The sequence below is a fragment of the Rhodococcus yananensis genome, assembly GCF_020515525.1.
Classification (GTDB): Bacteria; Actinomycetota; Actinomycetes; order Mycobacteriales; family Mycobacteriaceae; genus Rhodococcus; species Rhodococcus yananensis.
In genome coordinates, this window is the sequence record NZ_JAIYEP010000087.1 from 1 (window position 1) to 15,755 (window position 15,755).

Consider the following 15,755-nt stretch of genomic DNA (forward strand, 5'->3'; position numbering starts at 1 on the left):
AACGTACCCCTCGATCGAGTGACTCGATCGAGGGGTACGTTCGCTCAGCGGTGGGGGCGAACCGTGGCCGCCGGGGTCAGGCCGCGCAGGGATGCGTGCGCGCAAGAACCGCGGGCGCCTGTTCGACGATGCTGCGCAGCAGGTCGGCGACGATCTCCGGATCCGGTTCGTGTTGGGGTGCAAGGGTTTCGCACAGGCGCCGATAGGTGTCGGTGTCGAGCATCGGCACCGCGCGGAAGTGGGTGGACAGGGCGACCGTGAATCCGATACCCCGTGCGGGTGCGCGCACGATCAGTTCGGGTTCGTGTTCGCCGACGACGAGGCAGACGTCGAAGACGACATCGCCGGCGCGGTGCGTGAACGAGGCGGTCTGCGCGTTGTTGCGGACCATCTGACGGTGGAGGTGCCGCAGCCCGCCGAGCACCATCGGCGGGAGGGTCACGGTGCGTGGGCGGTCGGCGGTGAACATCCGAATCTCTCCTTCGACTGCTGCGACCGGGGGCTGTCCGGCCGCAGCACATCGGTCCAGAACTATTTATTGGAATTATTCCAGAAAACCGCTGTCCCGGCAAGTGAGTACGTGGGCGCGCGCGTCGAATCCTCGCCCGCCTCGCACCCTCGTTCGTCGACGGCCGAACCCCGTCCGCGGCCCGGCACGAGCACGAGCACGAGGGAGCAGACTCGACCCGTGAACACCCGACCGCACGACGTCGTCGACATCGCCACAGACGGCGCCATCGGCACGAGACCGCACGCCACCGGAGGTGATCGGCTTGACCTTCGAGTTGGTCGAAACCCCACCATGACGGTGTGAACACTTCCGATCCGATGCCCATCGGCATCTTCGCCCGCCGTACCGGCCTGACGCCGAGCGCCCTGCGCTTCTACGATGACGCCGGCCTCCTCCACCCCGCCGAGGTCGACCCGGTGTCGGGCTACCGTCGCTATCGTCGCGACCAGTCGGACCGCGCGGACATGCTCCGCCGACTCCGCGAGATCGCCATGCCCCTCGCCGCCGTCCGGGAGGTCCTCGACTCGGACGCTGCCACCGCAGCGCGGATCATCGACGCTCACGTCGCAGGCATTCTCGACAGCGCGGGAGCAGCACGACGCACGGCCGTGCACCTCACCGCAGCACTGACGGAGGGTCTCCCCGTCGCCACCGTGAAGGGCCCGGTCCTGGCCGATGCCATCGAGCAGGTCCTCACCGCGACCGTGCAGGAACCGACGATGCCGGTTCTGAGCGGTATCCACATCGAGGCCGGGCCCGATGCCGTCACGCTCACCGCGACCGACCGCTACCGCCTCGCTACACGCACCCTGGTTCCCGACGAGTCCGCATCGTCCATCTGGTCGGCGACGGTCGACGGCGCGGATCTGCGTGCCGCGGTGTCCGAGATCCGACGCAGCACCACCGTGCATGTCGAGGCCTCGCCGCACGACATTCGTCTTCGCCTGACGGGCCGGGACGATCAGCACTGCCGACTGGTGGCCGAGCCGTTCCCCGACCACCGTGCGATGCTCACTGCCCTGCCGACCCCCTCGACCCGCGTCACCGTCGCCAAGAATGCACTGCTGCAGGCGCTGGAAGAGGCCACCGATGACAGCGTCACACTGACGGCTCGAGCGGACGCGTTCCACGTCGACGAGCACCCGATCACCGCCGACGTGTCGGGACCGGGTATGCGGATCTCGTTCCACCTCACGACCTTCCACCCCGCCGTGAGCACCGCGATCGGCCCCGATGTGATGCTCGATCTGCGCGGCCCCGACCTGCCCGTCACCGTCCGGTCGGCGGACCGCGGTGATCTCACGACCCTCGCCATGCCGGTGAAACCCGAAGGGGCACCTCGATGACCGGATCGACCGCCGACCGGCGGCGGGTGCGATCGACGACACGGTCAGGGAACGACGCGTCGACCGTTCCACCCACCGTCGCGCCGGTCGAGCACCCACCGGGTGTGCGGTGAGGCGGACAGGTCCAACCGGTCGAACCGGTCGACGTCGATGCCCACCCACGCGAAGCGTTCGAATGCGGTCGAGTCGTGACCGCGGCACAGCGACTCGGCGGCGAGTGGGCTGCCCGGAACGAGCGGTGAGTCGTACAGGGCGCGGCTGTGCGGTGCGAACGTCTCCCATGCGGCGGCCCGCTCCTCCGGATCGTCGACGAGACCGGCACGGCCTTCGCAGCGCACTTGCACACCGCACCGATCGTCGGTGACGGTCAGCGCGACGCGGGGCACGCGCCGGATCTCGGTGACCTTCTCCGAGCGCACATCCGTGGCGAACATGATGCGGTCGTGTCCCGGATCGACGCGGCGGAGGATGACCGCGCGAACCCGGGGGCTGCCGTCGAGCCCGATCGTTCCCAGATATCCGAGGGTGAACGGGGTGCGTTGCACGGTCGCGGCGTGCAGTGATGCCCGGATCAGGTCGAGGATCTCGTCCTTCGTCGTCACGGCCGTGGTCCTAGTCTTCGAGTGCGACGCGCGCACGCTCGGGCAGGGTGACCGCAGCGACCGCCGCGACGACGAACGCGGCCGCGAACACTCCGAACACCAGGGGGTTTCCGCCGCCGTCGAGTAGAACCGGAACGAGCAGCGGTGCGATGATCGAGGCGAGTCGCCCGAAGGCGGCGGCCGAGCCGGTTCCTGCGCCGCGCACCGACGTCGGATACAGCTCGGGGCCGATCGCGTACAGGGCGCCCCACGCTCCGAGGTTGAAGAACGACAGCGCCATTCCTGCCGCGACGATCGTCACGGGAGTATCGGCGAGCCCGAACAGGGCCGCCGATGCCGCCGAGCCGGCGAGGAACGCGGCGAGCGTGATGCGCCGTCCCCACACTTCGATGAGCCAGGCGGCAACGGCGTAACCGGGGAGCTGGGCGAGGGTGATGATCAGCGTGTATTCGAAGGATCGGACGAGGTCGAAGCCTTGTGCGACGAGCAGGCTCGGCAACCAGATGAACGCGCCGTAGTACGAGAAGTTGATGCCGAACCACACGATCCACAAAGCGGCGGTGCGTCGGCGCAGTCCCGCTTCCCACACCGATCGGCGGGGTGCATCCGGTGCGTCCGGTTCCGGGTCGGGTTCGCCGGAGTCGCCGGTGGGAGCTGCGACACCCGCCGCAGCCTCGTAGTCACGGACGATCGATTCCGCCTCGGCATGTCTGCCCGCGCCCTCGAGAAACCGCACCGATTCGGGTAGCCCGATGCGGACGACGAGCGCATACGCGGTGGGAACGAGCCCGACCGCCAACGCCCAGCGCCACCCGTCGTCGCCCACCGGCACCACGAAGTAACCGATGAGCGCGGCGAGCAACCACCCCACCGCCCAGAACGCCTCGAGCGCGACCACGACCCGGCCACGCACCTTCCGCGGTGCGAACTCGCTGACCAGCGTGGAAGCGACGGGCAGTTCCGCCCCGAGGCCGAGTCCGACGACGAACCGCAGGGCGATGAGCATCGCCACCGACGTCGACAGCGCCGCTGCACCGGTCGCGAGCCCGTACACGAGCAGCGTCACCGCGAACACCTGGCGGCGACCGATCCGGTCGGCGAGGAGTCCCCCGACGGACGCACCGATCGCCATGCCCAGAAATCCGACGGATCCGATCCACGACAGTTGCGTCGACGACAGATTCCACTGCACGGCCAGCGCCGCCATGACGAACGAGATGAGCCCGACGTCCATCGCGTCGAGCGCCCACCCCACCCCGGACCCGACGAGGAGCCGACCGTGTCGGCGGGTGAACGGCAATTCGTCGAGCCGTCGGGTGCGTGTCGTCATGGACGGGAAGCTACACCCGGAACCGGTCGGCTCCGGGGGTCACCTCAGCCCCGCGCAGCCGCCTCCATGGCAGCCACGTCGATCTTCTGCATCTTCATCATCGCGTCGGTCGCCCGCTGCGCGGCGGCCTTGTCCGGGTTCGCGAGCAGCTCGTAGAGCTGTTTCGGCACAACCTGCCACGACACACCGAACTTGTCCTTGAGCCATCCACACTGGGATTCGACACCACCGTCCGCGGTCAGCGCGTTCCAGTAGTGGTCGACCTCGTCCTGCCCGTCACAGTGGATCTCGAAGGACACCGCCTCACTGAACTGGAACATCGGGCCGCCGTTGAGTCCGTAGAACACCTGTCCGTCGAGGAAGAACTCGACGGACATGACGGTGCCCGGCGGGACCGAGATTCCCGTGATGTCGGGATCGGTCTCCGGATACCGGGTGACCTCTCCGATCCTCGAGTTCGGGAAGACGTTCGTGTAGAACTCCGCGGCTTCTTCGGCGTTCATATCGAACCACAGCCACGGTCTGATCTTCGGCATCGCTGACGCTCCTTCTCTCGGGTCCCCCCGTCAACGACAGACCCGCAGCGGCGGCAGAACTCATCACGGGGCCCATGACTCGGGGTTCACAAGGCGAATGCCAGGCTCACAACGCAACCGGCAGCCGACACCGCTGTGAGGCTCACACCAGCGCTGTGAGCCACGTCGGTACGCGCCCGGCGTAGACTCCGGAAGCGACGACGATCCGCCCACCTGCTGCGATAGGAGTGCGGATGGACGTGACGGACGTGCTCGGCCGGGCCCGCGACGCCTACGACGGATCGCAGTGGGCTCGGTCGTTGGAGTGCTTCCGCGCGTGTGATCGGATCGTTCCGCTGTGCGCCGACGACCTCGACCGTGCCGGGCAGGCCGCCTATCTGGTCGGCGCCGGCAGCGTGTGCGCAGAGCTGCTCGAACGCGCCGCCGACGCGCATCTGGCGGCCGCGCGCCCCGAACGCGCCGCCGAGAGCGCGTTCCGACTCTCCTACATTCTCGGCTCCGCGTTCGGGGAACCGGCCCGCGCCGCCGGTTGGCTCACACGGGCACGCCGGATGCTCGACGACGCCGGGATCGACGGTCCGGTGGGGGCCCTGCTGACGGTGCCTCCGGCGATCGGCACGTTGCTCGGCGGCGATCCGGCAGCCGCCCTTCCGGTGTTCGAACGGGCCCACGCGGTGGGTGTCGCGACCGGGCACGTGGATCTCACCGTGCTCAGCGGGGTGGGACTCGGCCAGTCGCGTCTGCTGCTCGGCGACGTCCACGGCGGTCTCGTCGTGTTCGACGACATCCTCGTGTCCGTCGCCGGACCGGCGGTCTCGCCGCTCGCGGCGGGTATCGCGTACTGCGCCGTCATCATCACCTGTCACGAGACGTTCCAGCTCGGACGTGCGGCCGAATGGACCCGGGCGCTCGGCAGGTGGTGCGACGACCGCCCCGACCTGGTGCCGTTCCGCGGGCAGTGCATGGTGCACCGGGCCGAACTGCTTCAGTTGCACGGGCAGTGGACGGAGGCGATGGCCCGCATCCGCGACGCGTGCACCCACATGTCGGGTCCGCGCCACGACCCGGCGGTGGGACTGGCACTGTACGAACTCGCCGAACTGCATCGCCTCCGCGGCGAGTACACCGCCGCGGACGCGTCCTACCGACGCTCCGCTCGCGCCGGGCACGACACCGAACCGGGACTGGCGCTGCTGCGTCTCGCGCAGGGCGATGTGGACACCGCGCTCGGCTGCATCGACCGTGCCCTCGCCGAGGCCGGTCCGCTGTACCGGCTGCGACTGCTCGACGCCGCCGTGCAGATCCGGCTCGCCGCCGGAGACCTCGACGGTGCCCGTGCCTGCGCCGACGAGCTCACGTCGGCCGCGGCCCACGCCGAGGCTCCCGCGCTCCACGCGATGGCGGCGTACGCCACGGGCATCGTGTTGCTCGCCGCCGGCGACGCCGCGGCGGCGCTCGAACAGCTGCGGGCCGCGTGGCGGTGGTGGCAACAACTCGACGCACCGTACCGGTGCGCGCTGGTGCGCGCGGCGCAGGGCCGGTGCTGCAGCGCTCTCGGCGACCACGAGACCGCGCACCTCGAGTTCGAGGCCGCCGCGGACACCTTCCGGGCGCTGCACGCGATGCCCGAACTCGACCGGGTCCGGAGCGCGCTGCCGCCGCAGGCCACGGCGGAATCGTTGACACGCCGCGAGGTCGAGGTGCTCCGGGTGGTCGCGGCGGGGCGCACCAATCGGGAGATCGCCGCCGAACTGTTCCTCAGCGAGAAGACCGTGGCCCGTCACCTGAGCAACATCTTCGGCAAGTTGGGTGTCTCGTCACGGTCCGGGGCCACCGCGTACGCGTTCGAACACCACCTGATCTGACCGGTCCACCACCCACTCGGTACCCATGTCGGTGGTACCGCAGATCTGCATATTTCGCCCGATGCCCCGGCGTCGGTGCTGCTCGTACCGTCGGGGCATGAACAACGACACCGTCCCCACACCGAACGAACACTCCGCACCGGACGAATACATCGACACGGTCGTCGTCGGCGGCGGCCAGGCCGGGTTGTCCACGGGATACCATCTCGCGCGCCGCGGGCGCCGCTTCGTCGTCCTCGAGGCGAACGCCCGCCTGGGCGACAACTGGCGCTGTCACTGGGATTCGCTGCGACTGTACAGTCCGGCGAGTCGCGACGGGCTGCCCGGCATGGCGTTTCCCGCTTCGCCGCGGTCGTTCCCGACCAAGGACGAGGTCGCCGAGTTCCTCGAACGCTACGCGACCGTGTTCGACCTCCCGGTCCGGCTCTCCACCCGGGTCCGACGCATCGACCGCCTCGACGACCGCTACGTCGTGGACTGCGGTTCGATCCGGTACCTCGCCTCGAACGTCGTCGTCGCCACCGGGACACACGGCCGCACCCCGACCGTGCCCGAGTGGGCGGACGCCATCGACCCCGCTGTGTCGCAACTGCATTCGAGCGAGTACCGCAATCCCGGACAGTTGCAGCCCGGCCCGGTGCTCGTCGTCGGCGCGTCCCATTCGGGCGCGGACATCGCGTTCGAGGTCGCCGAGTCGCATCCGACGATCCTCTGCGGGCGCGACACCGGGCAGATGCCCCTGCGCATCGACAGTCGGCGCATGAAGGTGCTGTTCCCCATCGTGTGGTTCGCGTGGGGGCACGCGCTGTCGCTGCACACCCCGATCGGACGACGGATGCGCGGCTACGTGCGGCATCACGGCGCCCCGCTGCTCCGGGTGCGCCGCGCCGACCTCGCCGCACGCGGGATCGAACGGGTCACTGCGCGGGTGTGCGGCGTCCGGGACGGACTCCCCGTCCTCGACGACGGGCACATCATCGAAACATCGAATGTCGTATGGTGCACCGGATTTCATCACGACTTCTCGTGGATCACCCTTCCGGTGTTCGACGACGAGGGGTGGCCGCGTGAGCGGCGCGGCGTGGTCACGGACTCCCCCGGACTGTATTTCACGGGACTGACCTTCCAATCCTCGTTCCGCTCGATGCTCATCGGCGGCGCCGGCGACGACGCCCGCTTCGTCGTCCGGGATCTGACGGAACGGCGCCCGGAGTCGGAGGCTATGCTCCCGGCATGATCAGCCGGGGCCGAACCACATCGTCACTCGTACTCACCGCGGTCGCGTTGTGCACCGCGGCAGCCTGCAGCAGCACGGTGGACGGGGCGGCGACCGCCGCCGACACCGGCACCGCGACCCCGACCACCACCACCGCAACCACGACGACCACGACCACCACGACCACCACGACCGCGCCGGTGGAGGCGAACTCGGACGACTACCGGGGTACCGATCCGGCCGTGTACTACTTCCTGTCCGAGAGCGGGAAGTTCGAGTGCGCGATCCTGATGAAGAGCGATCCGATCGCCGGGTGCCAGGGCACGATGCCGGCGAGTGCGCCCCGGGTACCGGGCAGCGGCGCCCCCGATGTGACCGTCCCCGCGAACGTCGTGCTCCTGGGCGCCCTGTCCGCCGCCGAGTTCGTCAGCATCGGCGACATCGCGTTCATGGATCCCACCCGTTCGGCACAGTCCCTGCCGTACGGCGAAACCCTCACAGTGGGACCGTTCTCGTGCTCGGTGGACGCGTCCGCCGGTGTCACCTGCGAGACCGGGCAGCACGGTTTCACGGTGTCGGACAGCGACTACGAACTCTGGTGATCACGATCCGGGCGGACGGAACGGCGCGAGATCGGCGCGTGCCATCGGCGCCATGAAGACGCCGAGTTCTTCCCGGACCCACCACGCACCGGTCGCCCGGTGCTCGGCACGGGTGGTGAACCGGTAGCGGAACAGACGCGCCCGCACCCGGGCCGGCGGCGTGTCGGGAAACGGGTTGTGCCGCAGGAGCGTCGATACGCACGGCTCGCCGTCGAGCAGTTTCGCGGCGAAACGCGGGAACCACCCCTCGGCGTGTTCGCGGGAGATCGCCGCGAACCACATGAGCCAGTCGAGGCGCAGGTGGTACGGCGCGAACTGGCGCGGACGACGGAGCACATCACCGGGTTTCCCCTTGAACTCGTACTCGAGCCAGCGTGTCGCGGGAGTGTCGACGATGTCGGTGGTGCCCTCGACGATCACCTCCCGCCGTACCCGGGTGATGCTGCCGAACGCCCCGTAGGCGTTGACGAAGTGCCACCGGTTGAAGGACGCGTTCATCGCCTGCCGCGGCGACAGCAGGTTCTGCACGGGCCGACGGCTGAGCACCGCCACCAGCACGGTCAGCAGCATCACCGTCGCGGTGAACACCACCGGTGTCGGCGCGTACACGGTCTCACCCGCGCCGAACACGGCGCGGTAGAATCCGTCGGGGATCACCGACGCGGCGAGCACGATGGTGATCCAGTTCAACCACGCGAAGTTTCCGCTCGCCACGAGCCACAGTTGGGTGACGATCATGATGCCCGCCGCGGTGCCCGCGACGGGCTGCGGCAGGAACAACGCGAACGGCACCGCGAGTTGCGTGACGTGGTTGCCGACGACCTCCACACGGTGCAGCGGTCGCGGCAGCAGATGGAACCACCGGCTCAACGGGCCGGGCATCGGTTGGGTCTCGTGGTGGTGGTACAGGCACGTCAGGTCGCGCCAGCAGCGGTCGCCGCGCCACTTGATCATGCCCGCGCCGAACTCGACGCGGAAGAGCAGCCAACGCACCAGGAGCAGGACCAGCCACGGCGGCGCCGTCTCGGCGTTGCCCGCGAAGGCGGCGAGTACACCCGCCTCGAGCAGCAGCGATTCCCACCCGAACGAATACCAGACCCGACCGACATCGACGATGGACAGGTACAGCGCCCAGATCAGCATCCACACCGCACCGTACGCGGGCAGCGGCAGTCGTTCGGTGACACCGGCGACCGTGCCGGCGGACAGCAGCAGCCCGGCACCCGCGACGGCGGCGAAGAACCGGTCGCTGTAGTGGAGGTGGAACACGCTCGGCGCGTGGCGGAACGGTGTGGCCGCGACGAACTCCGGGACGGGCAGCAGCCCGCGACTGCCGATCAGGCCCCGGAACTGCAGTAGAGCACCGAGAAAAGCGACGAAGAACAGCGCACCGAGTCCACGGACGAGCACGAGCCGTCCGATCGTGTACCCGGTCGCGTCCAGGACCTCCATCGCCACTCCCGCATCCAGCGTGGCACGCGACGACGCGCGATACCGGTCAGATGCCGATCCGGCGGCGCAATCCGCTGGCTCGCAGCACCCGGCGACCCACCCCTTCACGCACCGCGTCCTCGGTGCCGACGATGCGGACCTTCGTACGGGCACGGGTGATCGCCGTGTACAGCAGTTCGCGGGTGAGCAGCGTCGACTGTTCGTTGGGCAACACCACCGACACGGTGTCGTACTGGCTGCCCTGGCTGCGGTGGATCGTCATCGCGTACACGGTCTGCACGGACGCCAGCCGGCTCGGGTGCAGCACGAACGGTTGCTGACCGCGCGCGAACGCGGCGACGAGCTCGCCGTCGTCACGGCGCACGATGACACCGGTGTCACCGTTGTAGATCCGCGCGTCGTAGTCGTTCTCGGTGACCAGCAGCGGTTGGCCTGGATACCACCCGTCCGGGTCGGGGCGGCGACCGGTCGACACCGCGACCCACTCGGTTGCCTGCCTCGCCCACCGTTGCACCCCGAAGTGGCCGTCGCGGTGCGCGCACAGCAGCCGGTGGGTGTCGAGGTGGGCGAGTGCACCGTCGATGTCACCGCAGGTGGCGGCGGAGGTCACCGCCGCGGACGTCCGCAACACGTCGCGCTTCAGCGCATCGAGGTCGTCGTGACCGCAGAACTCGATCGTCGACGAGCCACTGCGCAGGATGGACATCACCAGGTCTCCGTCGCCGTCACGCACGGCGCGAGCGAGCCCGGCGATGTCGCCACCGAAACGTCGCCCCCGGGTCAGCCGCACCACACCGCCCCGCAGGCGGTCGTGCTCGCGGGGACCGAACGCGGTCTCTCGCGGATCGTCGGATCCGTGCGCGCCGGTGGTCTCGAGGTCGCGGGCCGTCGCCCGGACGAAGGCGGGGGCGAGAGTACCGGCGACCGGTCGCGCGACGAGGTCGGCGAGCACCGCGCCCGCGTCGACGGAGGCGAGTTGGTCGGGGTCGCCGACGAGGACCAGCCGGGTGTCCGGGCGCACGGCCTCGAGCAACCGGTACATCATGGTCAGCGACACCATCGATGTCTCGTCGACGACGATCAGGTCGTACGGCAGGTGGTTGCCCGCATGGTATCGGGGTCGTCCCCGAAACCAGCCGAGCATGCGGTGCAGTGTCATCGCGGTCAGGCCCGGCGGCAGTACCAGCTCGGTTTCCTGTTCGCGCACGGATTCCTGCAGGCGGGCGGCGGCCTTGCCGGTGGGGGCAGCGAGGCCTATGCGCACCCCGTCACCGTCGAGGGCGGCGACGAGCGCAAGGATCCGGGCGACGGTGTGGGTCTTGCCGGTGCCGGGGCCACCTGCGATGACGGTGGTCCGGTGGGTGGCGGCGAGCGCCGCCGCGACGCGTTGTCGGTCCGGTGCCGGGGCCGGGCGCGTGTGATCGGTCTGGTCGCGGAACAGCCGGTCCAGGTGCTCGGACAGGCGTGCGGCATCGACGTGCGGAACGCTCGTGTCGCGGTCGGCGAGGACACGGCGGATGGTCTGTTCCTGGCGGAAGTACCGGTCGAGATACAGCAGAGGTCCCTCGGTGGTGTCGACGAGCCGTAGCGGGCGCAGTGCACCGCGGTCACCACCGACGACGAGGGGGCTGCGTCGCAGGGCGGCGAGCAGGGCGTCGTCGCGGGGCCACGGCAGTGTGGCGGGGTCGACGGCGGGGTTCCCGTCCTCGTCCTCCGCGACGGTGACCTCGCGCAGACGGGTGAGATCCAGGCACACCGACCCCGCACGGACCGCGCGGACCGCGAGCGCCGCGGCGAGATGGACGTCGGGGTCACCGTCACCGCCGAGTTGCGCCAACCTCAGCGCGACGTGCACGTCGCCCGCGGCGAGCACCCCCGCCTCGTTGAACTCCCGCAACGCTCCCTTACCCCGTTGCGCGATCAGCAGATCCGTCACATCGCCACCGCCCTTCCCGCGAGGAGTTCGGACAGTTCGGTGACGAGCGCCGCCGGCGGATGCCATTCGAACACTCCGCTGCCCGAGGGGGCATCGGCACCGACCATGCCGCGCACGAACAGGTACTGCGCGCCGCCGAGGTTCCGTTCGGGCACGTATCCGGGCATCCTCCACCGCAGATACCGGTGCAGTGCCACGGAATACAGGAGTGCCTGCATGGGATAGTGGGCGCGGAGCATCTCCGCGGCCATCGCCTCGCGCGTGTAGTGGTCGCTGGTCGACTCACCGGGCGCCAGCCGGTTCGTCTTGTAGTCGACGATCACGAACCGCGGACCGTCGGGTTCCGGAATGCGCAGCACCGCGTCGATACTTCCGGTGAGGAAGCCTCGCAGCGGCACGGCGTCGAGTTCGCCGATCCGGTCGGCGTATCCGAGCATCGGGTCGTCCGCAGGCAGATGACGTCGCAGCAGATCGGCGATCGCGTCGACCGTGACCGTCGCGGCCACCGGTCTGTCCCCGCCGGCGAGCGGCAGCTCGAAGTCCAGTTCCGCGAGCCGATCGGACGTCGGGATGTCGGCGAGGGTGCGGCCGAGCGAACCGAGCGGCGTACGCAGCACCGGCAGCAGCGCCTCGGCGAGCCGGTCGGGATCGACCTCGGAGAGCTGTTCCGCCACCACGTCACGGCAGCATCGCGCGAGTTCGGCAGGCAGGTCGGCGGCGCACGGGTCGACCACCTCGAACACGGCGTGCACGAGGGTGCCGAACACTGTGCCCCCGGGCAGATCGTTCATCGGCGACGGGATGCCGCCGGTGGCCGTGTCCGAGGTCGTACCGTCGAGGGGCGGCTCGTCGGGTTCGTCGTCCTTCGCCGGTTCCTCCGTCTCACTGCCTACGCCCGGGTCGTGGTGCGCCGACGCGGTGAGCGCGGAATAGGATGTGCGGCGCCAGGATTCGTCGAGATCTCGGTCGAATCGCGCTGCGGCGAGATCCGCACCGTCTCCGCGGGGCCGGTCCCATCTCGGGGTCGTCCGGCCGCCGACATCGACCGGCTCCACCGAGACCAGTCCGTCGGCGGCGCGCGCCCACGCAGAAAATCGTTGCGCCACTTCCTGGTCCGACGGCACGGACACCGCCGCCGCGACGTCGCTGCCGCCGGGTTCGCGACCGAACAGCACGCGGTGCAGCGGCGATCGTCCCGTCGAGAAGGCCGGCGCCCACCACAGCGTCAACTGCGCACAGGGACGGGTCAGCGCGACGTAGAGCAACCGCAACTCCTCCCCCGCCTCCTCCGCGTCGTGGGCACGGCGTCGTTCGCGGTATCCGGGGCTGCCCTCGCCACCGACGTCGAGGACGCGCCGCCCGTCGTCGTGCAGGAGCAGGGTGTCGGGGTCAGGTTTCTTCGACCCGTCCCACGCGTACGGCACGTACACCACCGGGAACTCCAGTCCCTTGCTGCCGTGAACGGTGAGGATCTGTACCGCCTCCGCATCGCTGTCGAGGCGGCGACTGCGATCGGCGGGCCCGCGCCGCGGCTCGTTCACCCGGTCCTCGAGCCATCGTGTCAACGCGGGCAACCCCGACGACTCCGCCACCGCTGCACCGTCGAGCAGTTCCGCCAGGTGTCGCAGGTCGGTCAGGTCCCGTTCCCCGGACGTCTCCTGCAGCACACGCGATTCGAGTTCCCGGACGGTGGCGAGCCGCTCGAACAGCGCGGCGAAGCCGGATCGTGTGAACGTCGACGCGAGGTCGCGGAGCAGACCGCCGACCCGGGCCACGAGGTCGTCTCCACCGGCGACCAGGTCGGCAGCGGTGTAGCCGAACAGCGGTGTCATCGCCGCGAGCCGCACCCGGTCGGCGCGGTGCGGCTGGTCGAGAGCCCGCAGCGTCCACAGCCACTGCGTCGCGGCCGGGGTCGCGAACACACTGGTGCCGCCGGCCAGCACACACGGCACGCCGGTGCGGCACAACTCGTCGTACACGAGATCCACCTGGGCGTGGGTGCGCACCAGGACGGCGATGTCTCCGGGCCGGATCGGCTCGCGGCGGCCACCACGGTCGAGGGTGGCGGCGCCGCTCAGCAAGCCCACGATGTCCGCGGCCACGTCGCGGGCGACGCCGGCACGCAACGGGCCGACCGCGGGGAAACCCGTCCGACCCAGCGGGCCCGCACCGGTGCGCGGCAGGTGCCGTACCCGCAACGGCGCGACATCGGCAACCCGCGAACCCGCGCGGGCCGCAGCGACCCGGTGCACGGTGATCCGCGGATCACCCAGTGCCGCACCACCGTACACATGATCGAGGGCGGCCACGAGATCGGCGTCGGTGCGCCGGTTGACGGTCAGCGCACACCGCGCCTGCGATTCGGAGACGGCTTCGAGGTAACTCAGCACCTCGGCTCCGCGGAACGCGTAGATCGCCTGCTTGGGGTCGCCGACCAACACGAGTGTGCGGTGCCCGTGGAACGCGCGACGCAGGATCTCCCACTGTTTCGGGTCGGTGTCCTGGAACTCGTCGACGAGAACCGCCCGGTACCTGGCCCGCACCCGCGCGCACGCCGACTCCCCGTGTTCGGGATCGGCGAGCACCCGGTGCAGCAACGCGAGTTGATCGTCGTAGTCACGCAGCCCCATGCGACGCTTGCGGCGTTCCACCTCGGCGCGGACCTCCGCGGCGAAATCGACGCGTTCACCCGCGACGGTGCCGTCGGCGCCCTCGGGAGCGAGGACCGCCTGCGGGTCGAAGATCGCGGCGCGCGCCGCGATACGCGCCTCGTCGAGACCGATCAACGGTTCACCGCGACCGTACCGCCGCAGGTATACGTCGACGACGACCTCCTCCGTGAGGTCGTCGACGTCCTCGACGACCGTCACGTGCGCCTCACGCTCACCCGCGATACCCAGTTCGTCGAGCATCCGCTGACAGAACCCGTGGGTGGTGGCGATCGTGGCGGCATCGAAGTCCGACAGGGCCCGGTGCAGACGCGCACGGCGGGCGTCGACATCCCCCGCGGCGAGATGCCTGATCAACTCGTCCGCGGAGGTGGCCGCGGCGACGGGATCGGTGAGCGCCGCCGCGACCTCCGCGAACCGGGCGCGTGCGCGTTCACGCAGTTCCTGTGTGGCGGCCCGGCTGAACGTCACGAGGAGAAGTTCGGACAGGTCGACGACGCCCTCGGCGACGTAACGGACGGCGAGCCCGACGATCGCGTAGGTCTTGCCCGTCCCGGCGCTCGCCTCGAGCACGGTGGTGCCGTCGGGGAGCGGGCCGAGCAGATCGAAGTCCGGGTTCTCCGGCGTCTCCCGGTGCGGGCTCCGATGTCCCGGGGTGCGGGTGGCGGGCCCCGTCACGGACGGCCCTGGTGTTCGTGTGTGAGCAACGGCTCCCACAGTCGCCGCGCCAGAACCCCGAACCTGCTCGGCTCGTCGTACCGGCCCGTCTCGTCGGGGTGCGGCGGGTCGCCGGTGAACGTCGAGAAGCCCACGGCGGTGCCGTGCAGGTACCTCACGTGCCTGTCCTTTCCGTCGCCGAATCCACCACCGAACGCGCGGGCCGCGGAGTCGAGTGCCATCTCGACGGAGTCCCCGCGGTGCCGGGCCTCGGCGTACTCGGTGGACGCTCCCGTCACGAGGGGAAGCACCGAACGCAGGCCACGATCACGCAGGTCGACGAGTTCGGTGAGCACCTCGCGGGCGTTCGCCGGTGCGGTCAGCGTCGAACGCCACGCCGGGAGGCGCCCGCGGGCACGCCCGGTGGTCACCGCGCGCCAGTGCCCCCCGTCCCGCCCCTCGTGTCCGGACGCGGCGATCGCGAGGAGTTGCGTCCACGCCGCGAGCCGGTGTTTGGCCGCGAGCCGTGAGAACGTGCTGCGGGCAAGCACGGTGCCGTGCACACCACCGACGGTCCCGGTGAGGCGACGCCCGTTCCCGAGATCGACGACGACGTCGACCGTGCGGGCCGGTCCTGCATGCACCGGAGCACACGCGGCGGCGAGCGCCTCCACGGTGTGCGCGACGTCGTCGAGTTCGCGTTCGCCGAGCGCGAAGGGTGGAAGGGTGCCGCGGCGCCACTCCGCCGCACGGAAGTCCGCCGCGGATACCCCCGCGAGGCGGGCCTCGAGCATGCGTTCGCCGAGGTCCCAGCGGGCCAACGGATCCAGGGTGACGTCGAGCGCGTCGGCGATGTCCTCCCCGGAGTCGGGGATCCGGATGCCGAGCCGCTGCCTCAGGAACGCCTGCGCGGGATGCACGAGGTAGGCGACGAGATCGTCGAGGGCGATGTCGCCGTCGTCGGGGCTGCCAGCGGAACATTCCCCGGGATCCGGCACGACGAGGGGACGACGCGCGGCCGTGGCCGGTGCCC

Annotated in this window: 11 protein-coding genes and 1 pseudogene; 4 read left to right on the forward strand and 8 right to left on the reverse strand. The window is 70.1% G+C overall.

The genetic code is table 11. From position 1 onward, the window contains the following. Positions 1-76 precede the first annotated feature (76 nt). Positions 77-469: a DUF6037 family protein gene (locus LDQ05_RS16955; protein ID WP_226438127.1), complete on the reverse strand. Its 393-nt coding sequence runs from the start codon at positions 467-469 to the stop codon at positions 77-79. Between the two features lie 341 nt (positions 470-810). Between LDQ05_RS16955 and LDQ05_RS16960 the strand changes: the two genes are divergently transcribed. Then, positions 811-1,857 carry a DNA polymerase III subunit beta family protein gene (locus LDQ05_RS16960; protein ID WP_226438128.1) on the forward strand — a complete coding sequence of 349 codons (1,047 nt, stop codon included), beginning with the start codon at positions 811-813 and terminating at the stop codon, positions 1,855-1,857. A gap of 44 nt (positions 1,858-1,901) precedes the next feature. Here LDQ05_RS16960 and LDQ05_RS16965 read toward each other — a convergent pair whose 3' ends face one another. Genes LDQ05_RS16965 through LDQ05_RS16975 form a run of 3 tightly spaced genes read right to left on the reverse strand, consistent with a single transcriptional unit; the run spans position 1,902 to position 4,325 of the window. After that, positions 1,902-2,459, reverse strand: a complete 558-nt coding sequence (locus LDQ05_RS16965; RefSeq protein WP_226438129.1) for a pyridoxamine 5'-phosphate oxidase family protein — start codon at positions 2,457-2,459, stop codon at positions 1,902-1,904. Between the two features lie 10 nt (positions 2,460-2,469). After that, positions 2,470-3,789: an MFS transporter gene (locus tag LDQ05_RS16970; RefSeq protein WP_226438130.1), complete on the reverse strand. Its 1,320-nt coding sequence runs from the start codon at positions 3,787-3,789 to the stop codon at positions 2,470-2,472. A gap of 44 nt (positions 3,790-3,833) precedes the next feature. After that, positions 3,834-4,325 carry a VOC family protein gene (locus LDQ05_RS16975; RefSeq protein ID WP_226438131.1) on the reverse strand — a complete coding sequence of 164 codons (492 nt, stop codon included), beginning with the start codon at positions 4,323-4,325 and terminating at the stop codon, positions 3,834-3,836. Positions 4,326-4,558: 233 nt separating this feature from the next. Here LDQ05_RS16975 and LDQ05_RS19885 point away from each other — a divergent pair, with 233 nt between their 5' ends. The 3 genes from LDQ05_RS19885 to LDQ05_RS16990 all read left to right on the forward strand — a co-directional run bounded on the left by LDQ05_RS19885 (position 4,559) and on the right by LDQ05_RS16990 (position 8,008). After that, positions 4,559-6,190 carry a helix-turn-helix transcriptional regulator gene (locus LDQ05_RS19885; protein WP_287219798.1) on the forward strand — a complete coding sequence of 544 codons (1,632 nt, stop codon included), beginning with the start codon at positions 4,559-4,561 and terminating at the stop codon, positions 6,188-6,190. Positions 6,191-6,287: 97 nt separating this feature from the next. After that, entirely contained in the window at positions 6,288-7,427 is a 1,140-nt protein-coding gene (locus LDQ05_RS16985; RefSeq protein ID WP_226438132.1) for a flavin-containing monooxygenase, read from the forward strand. Further along, on the forward strand, positions 7,424-8,008 hold the full coding sequence (locus LDQ05_RS16990; protein ID WP_226438133.1) for a hypothetical protein: 585 nt from the start codon (positions 7,424-7,426) through the stop codon (positions 8,006-8,008). Before LDQ05_RS16985 ends, LDQ05_RS16990 begins: the two co-directional genes overlap by 4 nt. Here the strand turns inward: LDQ05_RS16990 and LDQ05_RS16995 are convergent, their stop codons facing one another. The 4 genes and pseudogenes from LDQ05_RS16995 to LDQ05_RS17010 all read right to left on the reverse strand — a co-directional run. Continuing rightward, a complete protein-coding gene (locus tag LDQ05_RS16995; protein WP_226438134.1) occupies positions 8,009-9,460 on the reverse strand; it encodes a lipase maturation factor family protein in 1,452 nt (483 codons plus the stop codon). It lies immediately after the preceding gene. A gap of 46 nt (positions 9,461-9,506) precedes the next feature. Then, the gene (recD, locus tag LDQ05_RS17000) at positions 9,507-11,396 is read right to left on the reverse strand and encodes an exodeoxyribonuclease V subunit alpha (RefSeq protein WP_226438135.1); all 1,890 of its coding nucleotides are present in this window, start codon (positions 11,394-11,396) and stop codon (positions 9,507-9,509) included. Further along, positions 11,393-14,782: a UvrD-helicase domain-containing protein gene (locus LDQ05_RS17005; RefSeq protein WP_372461145.1), complete on the reverse strand. Its 3,390-nt coding sequence runs from the start codon at positions 14,780-14,782 to the stop codon at positions 11,393-11,395. Before LDQ05_RS17005 ends, recD begins: the two co-directional genes overlap by 4 nt. Continuing rightward, positions 14,740-15,755: pseudogene (locus LDQ05_RS17010) on the reverse strand (exodeoxyribonuclease V subunit gamma); the annotation flags it as partial. The pseudogene LDQ05_RS17010 and the gene LDQ05_RS17005, both read right to left, overlap by 43 nt.

Coding starts and splice junctions, on each gene's coding strand:
- LDQ05_RS16955 (WP_226438127.1), bottom strand. CDS start 469: ATGTTCACCGCCGACCGCCCACGCACCGTGACCCTCCCGCCGATGGTG.
- LDQ05_RS16970 (WP_226438130.1), bottom strand. CDS start 3,789: ATGACGACACGCACCCGACGGCTCGACGAATTGCCGTTCACCCGCCGA.
- LDQ05_RS16975 (WP_226438131.1), bottom strand. CDS start 4,325: ATGCCGAAGATCAGACCGTGGCTGTGGTTCGATATGAACGCCGAAGAA.
- LDQ05_RS19885 (WP_287219798.1), top strand. CDS start 4,559: ATGGACGTGACGGACGTGCTCGGCCGGGCCCGCGACGCCTACGACGGA.
- LDQ05_RS16985 (WP_226438132.1), top strand. CDS start 6,288: ATGAACAACGACACCGTCCCCACACCGAACGAACACTCCGCACCGGAC.
- LDQ05_RS16990 (WP_226438133.1), top strand. CDS start 7,424: ATGATCAGCCGGGGCCGAACCACATCGTCACTCGTACTCACCGCGGTC.
- LDQ05_RS16995 (WP_226438134.1), bottom strand. CDS start 9,460: ATGGAGGTCCTGGACGCGACCGGGTACACGATCGGACGGCTCGTGCTC.